This is a genomic window from Mycobacterium sp. (assembly GCF_049585075.1).
Classification (GTDB): Bacteria; Actinomycetota; Actinomycetes; order Mycobacteriales; family Mycobacteriaceae; genus Mycobacterium.
The window spans coordinates 1-6192 of sequence record NZ_JBAUZA010000205.1; the positions used below are offsets into that span (position 1 = coordinate 1).

Genomic DNA, 6192 nt, shown 5'->3' on the forward strand with positions numbered 1-6192 from the left:
GTGCCGTGGTCGCCGCCGCGCTCGCGGCAGTGCGTGCGGCCGCAGTCCCCGGGGTGTCGACGCAAGAGCTTGACGCGATCGCCGAATCGGTGATCCGCGACGCCGGTGCCACCCCGTCGTTCCTCGGCTATCACGGCTTCCCAGCGTCGATCTGCTCATCGGTGAACGACCGCGTGGTGCATGGCATCCCGTCGGCCGGTGAGACACTGGCATCCGGTGACCTGGTGTCCGTCGACTGCGGCGCAATTTTGGACGGCTGGCACGGCGACGCCGCGATCACCTTCGGTGTCGGACCGCTCATCCCCGCCGACGAACTGCTGTCGCAGGCAACCAAGGAGTCGATGGAGGCCGGGATCGCCGCGATGGTTCCCGGCAACCGGCTGACCGACATATCGCACGCCATCGAAACGGCCACCCACGCGGCCGAGGCCCGTTACGGCCGGGAGTTCGGCATCGTCGAGGGCTACGGCGGACACGGCATCGGCAGGCAGATGCACATGGATCCGTTTCTGCCCAACGAGGGAGCGCCCGGGCGGGGTCCGCTGCTGGGGCACGGATCGGTGCTGGCCATCGAGCCGATGCTGACGTTGGGGACACGCAGGACCGTCGTGCTCGACGACCAGTGGACAGTCTCTACCGCCGACGGCTCGCGTGCTGCACACTGGGAGCACACCGTAGCGGCCACCGACGACGGGCCACGCATTCTGACCCTCGGGTGAACCAAGCGGACACCTGAACCGTGTCATCACCGAAAGGCTGGTGATGGACATACCGGACACCGGCGCGGATGCAAACGCCATGAAGCGGCTGTGGGACGAACATGCCGCCGCTTTGTGGCGCTATGCGTGGCGGTTGACCGGTGATTCTGCCCAGGCCGAGGACCTGGTCCAAGAAACCTTGCTGCGGGCATGGCAGCATCCGCACGTCCTCAACAACGGGCAGTCTCCACGCGCTTGGCTTTTCACCGTTGCCAAGAACATGGTCATCGACGACCGGCGTAGCGCGCGGTACCGCAACGAGCTGATGTCGCGGGACGGCTCGGGCCCGCCGGAGCCGGCAGGGCCTGACGAGGTGGGCGGGGCGCTGAACCGGGCGTTGATCGGCGATGCGATGGCGCAGCTGTCGGCCGATCATCGCGCGGTGGTCGGCCGGTCGTACTACCTGGGCTGGACCACTGCCCAGATCGCCGCGGAGCTGGGGATTGCCGAAGGCACGGTTAAGTCGCGGCTGCATTACGCGCTACGAGGACTGCGCCAGGCACTGTTGGAGATGGGGGTGGCGCGATGACGGATCCGCGGGATCCACAGTTGCCCCGCAACGGTCAACCGCACAACCCCGACAGGCTTGACGGCGCGGACTATTACGCGACGTGGGATGCGGCGTATGTGTTGGATGCACTATCGGATGCCGACCGGCGTGAATTCGAGAGGCATCTGGTCGGCTGCAACTCCTGCCGCCAGTCGGTGACCGAGCTGACCGCAGTCTCGCCGCTGCTGTCGTTGCTCGACTACGACCAAGTCATGGCCGGCGACGGCGCGGCCGGGTCGGTCGCCGCCCCGCCTTGCCCTGACCTGCTGACATCGCTGCTGGCGGAGGCGGACCAGCGGTCGGCGGCTGCCGCTGATCGCTCCCAACTGCAACCGTCGCTGCTATCGCCGGTGGTGATCGCCGCACAGACCGTGCTGCCGGTGTTCCGCAGGGGCAACTACGACCCGGTGCACGACGAGCTGACCTCCTTCGACCTACCGGTTGAGGGCAACATCCCGGCCGAGTTGAACGGCTGGTATCTGCGCAACGGGCCGAATGCCCGTGCGGGCGCGGCCCACTGGTGTGTCGGCGACGGAATGGTGCACGGGGTTCGGCTGGAGAACGGTCGTGCAGCGTGGTACCGCAACCGATGGGTGCGCACTGAAAGCTTCGAGCAGCCGGATAACAACGCCCTCTATCGTCCAGACGGCACCCGAAACCTGCACTCCAGCACCGCCAATACCCACGTCGTTCGTCACGCCGGCAAAACGCTTGCGCTGATGGAATTCTCGCTGCCCTATGAAATCACCAACGACCTGGAAACGGTGGGAGTCTACGACTTCAGTGGCAAGTTGACGGATTCGATGACTGCACATCCGAAGGTCTGTCCGACAACCGGCGAATTGCATTTCTTCGGGTGCGGCAACATCTTTGAACCCCACGTTGTCTATCACCGTGCGGACGCCGACGGCCAGTTGACGATCAACCGACCCATCGATGTCCCCGCGTTGACGATGATGCACGACTTCGCGCTGACCGCTGAGCACATCGTATTCCTGGATTTGCCACTGGTATTCGACCTGGGCGTTGCGCAGTCGCCGCAAAACGAACGAGAAATACGGGACCTACCATACCGATGGGACGACAGTTACGCCGCCCGTCTGGGCGTGCTGCGCCGCGACGACCCCTACGGCCCGGTGCGCTGGCTCAACATTGATCCGTGCTACGTCTTCCACATCGCCAATGCCTATGACGTGCCATCGGCGGCTGAGAATTCGATAGTGCTGGAAGTGGTCCGCTATGCCGAAATATGGCGTGACAACAGCGAATTCGGGAACGACGCGGCACTATGGCGCTGGAAGCTCAACCTGGACACCGGGACGGTCGAAGAGAGCCAACTCGACGACCGTGGCGTGGAGTACCCGCGCGCCGACGACCGGCTGGCCAGCACGGCCGCGCGTTATTCCGTGGCGGTCGGCAGCGACGCACTGGTCCGCTATGACCTGCAGCGTGATACGGCATCCGAGCACCGGTTCGGCACCGGCGGCAACCGGGGTGCGCCCAGTGAGGCGGTGTTCGCACCGGCGGCGGGGGAGTCCGACGAACTGGCCGGCTGGTACCTGACGTACGTTTACGACCCGGTAAATGAGGGCAGTGATCTCGTTGTCATCGACGCGTCGGACTTCGAGGGTGAACCGGTGGCCCGCGTCCAGCTGCCGCGCCGGGTGCCGCACGGATTCCATGGCAACTGGATGCCGGATTAAGTGCGATCGTAATTCGACGGCTGTCCAATGAACCCTCAAGACGCCCAGCTCGTATCACTTTGCAGGAGGTGATCGAGTGAGTCGACTGACCAGCGCAGCTGACGCTGAAGCCGATTTGATGAAGGCGCTCTACGACGAGCACGCCGGGGCTTTGTGGCGGTATGCGATGCGGTTGACCAGCGACGCCAGTCGTGCCGAAGACGTGGTCCAGGAGACGCTGCTGCGAGCCTGGCAGCATCCGGAGGTCATCAGCGACACCGAACGTTCGGCGCGTGCATGGTTGTTCACCGTCGCGCGCAACATGATCATCGATGAGCGACGCAGCCCGAAATTCCGCAATGTCGTTGCTTCGCTGGACGAGGCTGGCGCACCCGAGCGGTCGGTTCCCGACGAAGTCGACTCCGCACTCGACCGGCTGCTGATCGCCGACGCGATGGCGCAAATGTCGCCCGAACACCGCGCCGTCGTCGAGCGGTCCTACTACCGGGGCTGGAGCACTGCTCAGATCGCTGCCGATCTTGATATCGCTGAAGGAACCGTGAAATCGCGACTACACTATGCGGTACGCGCATTGCGACTCACTCTGCAAGAGATGGGGGTGACCCGATGACGATGCGACATGCCATCCTGCCGGTCGTGGATACCGCCATCCGGGGAGCCGTCGGCTCCGAATACTCAATGACCACTGCATATGGGGGCACACGATGAGGTTGATCCAGGGCTTCGGTCCTCCAGGCGAGAGCGACGTGCCGGCGGGCGACAGCCACGAGTACGCGACGTGGGATGCAGCCTACGTGCTGGGGTCGTTGTCACCGGCCGACCGGCGGGAGTTCGAGGCGCACCTGAGCGGGTGCCCGTCGTGCAGTCAGGCCGTCGCCGAACTCAGCGGCATGCCGGCCCTGCTGTCCAAGCTCGATAGCGACACGGTCGCCTCGATCAACGACGGCGACCACGCCATCGAGGCCCCTCCGAACCTGCTGCCGTCGCTGCTGTCGGCAGTGCGCCAGCGGCGACGCCGCTCGCGCGTGATGACATGGTCATCGTCGGCCGCCGCCGCTGCGCTGCTGGCGATCGGTGTGTTCGTCGGTGTTCCCGGCCTCACGGGCCATTCCCCGACGCCAACGCCGCCGCAGGCCAGCAGCGTATCGGCGCTGCCGATGGCCCAGGTCGGAACGAAGGCGCTGGCCTCCACGGTGTCGCTGTCCAGCCAACACTGGGGCACCTTCATCGACCTGCAGTGTGTCTGCCTGGCGCCGGTCTACGCCCACCACGACCGGTTGGCGATGGTGGTAGTGAACCGCGATGGCACGCACACCCAGCTGGCGACCTGGGTCGCCGAACCGGGTCATACCGCGACGCCCGCTGGCAGCATCTCGACGCCGGCCGATCAGATTGCGTCGGTGCAAGTGGTGTCCGCCGACAACGGCAAGGTGCTGCTCGAGCGCTCGCTGTAAAGCGCTGTTATCCCCGAGCCATCCAGCTGTGGAACAGGCCGTCCGGGTCGTAGGCGGCGCGTACCTGATCCAGGCGCGCCATGTTCGGGTCGGTGATGAACTTCGCCGGACGTCGGGCCAGATTCTCGTCAGCCAGCGAGATGCCGGTCGCGAGGTGTGACATCGCCGCCATATTCGATGGGGCCCAATTGCGATAGCGTTCGTCGTCGGCCGGATCGTGCCAGGCGGTGTAGAGCGCCAGATAGATCTCGTCCTCCACGCCGTAGACCTTGTCTGTGCGGTCCGCCGACGGTTTCCACCCGGCGAATACAAAGTGCGACGGGTGGGGTGGCATCGTCTCGATGATCTTGCGGATTCCCGGCAGTAGCTCGTCGGCCGAGGCTGACGTGAACATGTTGTCAACGCTGTAGCGATGGCCTTCGGGGTATTTGGTCATCACCGCCGCATACCAATTGGCCAGCGTCGTCGGCATATACGGAAGGCTGACAGTCGCATGGTCGATCACCGGGCAGCTGCCCAGGGCCGCAAGCGCTTTGGTGGCTTCGTCTTCGGAGTCGGCGAAGACCGGCGAGGCGATGGTGATGCCGAGCTTCTCGGACCCAGTTTCCGGTGCGCCGTAGGAGGTCAGGATCTGCATTTCGACTCGGTCGTCGATTTCGCTGCTGATTGTGCGTCCCCAGCTGAACACCTCGTCAGCGACCTCGATCGGGTACATGTACAAACAGGTGCCCAACACAGCCGGGCGTCGGTGCAGCCGCAATGTGAACGAGGTGACCACACCGAAGAAGCCCGGCCCGCTACCCCGAGCGGCCCAGTACAGATCGGCGTGATTCTCGGGATCGCAGTAGATAAGTTCACCATCGGCTGTGACGACTTCCACGCCAAGCACGCTCTCACACGCTGGCCCGACGACCTTGCTGTTCCAGCCGTAGCCACCCTGCAGCAGATAGCCGCCCAGTCGAATGCCTTCACAGTGGCCCGCGGGAAAAAACAGGCCTTGCGAGTCAAGCTCTGTCGCAAAGACGCTGGCGATCTTGCCGGGTCCGACGCGTGCGATCATCCGATCGGCGTCGACGCTGCAGTGATCGAGTCGACTGACGTCGAGCAGCATGCCGCCGTCACGCAGATGGCTGGCGTTCCAGCTATGTCCGCCCGAGCGGACGCCGATGTGATAGCCCTGGGCTCGGGCGTGGCGCACCGCCGCGACGACGTCGTTGGTCTCGCAGGCCTGCATGATGACCGCCGGAAAGCGGTCCGGCAGAAGGCTATTCCACACCGCTGCGCGGCGGGCGATTTCGTATCCGTCCGTGCCGCGGTAGAAGAATCGTTTTTCGTGCAGTAACGCCATTGCAGTCCCCTTAAACCGCTGCGGAACGCTCAACCCGGTCGGCGGTGTGCGACCTGGCCGCCAGGTATGCCGCGACCTGATCGGCCAATGGCGTTGCGGCCAGCCGGATCGCCCGCAGCGGGCCCCTGGGTGGTATGCCATAACCGATCGCGAACATCCCATCGCCGAGGTCTGAGCTAAAACCACCGTGCGGGTCGCCGTGCTCGTCGAGAACCCCGAGGTGCCCGACCAGGCCGTCGAGGTCGGTACTGAATCCGGTTGCGGCAACGATTACCTCAGGTGTGACAGCTGTGCCGTCATCGAGGATCACCCGGCGCGACTCGACAGCCGCCACCGCGGCGACCACCTCGACCCGGCCGGCGCGGACGGCGTCGACGAG

Annotated in this window: 6 protein-coding genes and 2 pseudogenes; 6 read left to right on the forward strand and 2 right to left on the reverse strand. The window is 65.0% G+C overall.

Going from position 1 to position 6192, the window contains the following annotated elements; genetic code table 11:
* The 6 genes and pseudogenes from map to WB785_RS10150 form a co-directional block, all read left to right on the forward strand.
* A partial coding sequence (map, locus tag WB785_RS10125) for a type I methionyl aminopeptidase (protein ID WP_424078863.1) occupies window positions 1-719 on the forward strand: 719 nt, incomplete at its 5' end.
* Between the two features lie 43 nt (window positions 720-762).
* The gene (locus WB785_RS10130) at window positions 763-1287 is read left to right on the forward strand and encodes a sigma-70 family RNA polymerase sigma factor (RefSeq protein ID WP_424078870.1); all 525 of its coding nucleotides are present in this window, start codon (window positions 763-765) and stop codon (window positions 1285-1287) included.
* Window positions 1284-1421, forward strand: a pseudogene (locus WB785_RS10135) (hypothetical protein); the annotation flags it as partial. The gene WB785_RS10130 and the pseudogene WB785_RS10135, both read left to right, overlap by 4 nt.
* A gap of 225 nt (window positions 1422-1646) precedes the next feature.
* Complete coding sequence (locus WB785_RS10140) at window positions 1647-3011, forward strand: carotenoid oxygenase family protein (protein WP_424078872.1); 1365 nt, start codon at window positions 1647-1649, stop codon at window positions 3009-3011.
* A 76-nt stretch (window positions 3012-3087) separates the two neighbouring features.
* Entirely contained in the window at window positions 3088-3621 is a 534-nt protein-coding gene (locus WB785_RS10145) for a sigma-70 family RNA polymerase sigma factor (protein WP_424078864.1), read from the forward strand.
* Window positions 3622-3715: 94 nt separating this feature from the next.
* Window positions 3716-4465 carry an anti-sigma factor family protein gene (locus WB785_RS10150; protein ID WP_424078866.1) on the forward strand — a complete coding sequence of 250 codons (750 nt, stop codon included), beginning with the start codon at window positions 3716-3718 and terminating at the stop codon, window positions 4463-4465.
* 7 nt (window positions 4466-4472) lie between these two features.
* On the opposite strand, the gene WB785_RS10155 is transcribed toward WB785_RS10150, so the two are convergent.
* Both WB785_RS10155 and WB785_RS10160 read right to left on the reverse strand, forming a co-directional pair.
* Window positions 4473-5813: an FAD-binding oxidoreductase gene (locus WB785_RS10155; RefSeq protein ID WP_424078868.1), complete on the reverse strand. Its 1341-nt coding sequence runs from the start codon at window positions 5811-5813 to the stop codon at window positions 4473-4475.
* A 10-nt stretch (window positions 5814-5823) separates the two neighbouring features.
* Window positions 5824-6192 (reverse strand): annotated as a pseudogene (locus tag WB785_RS10160) (NAD(P)/FAD-dependent oxidoreductase); the annotation flags it as partial.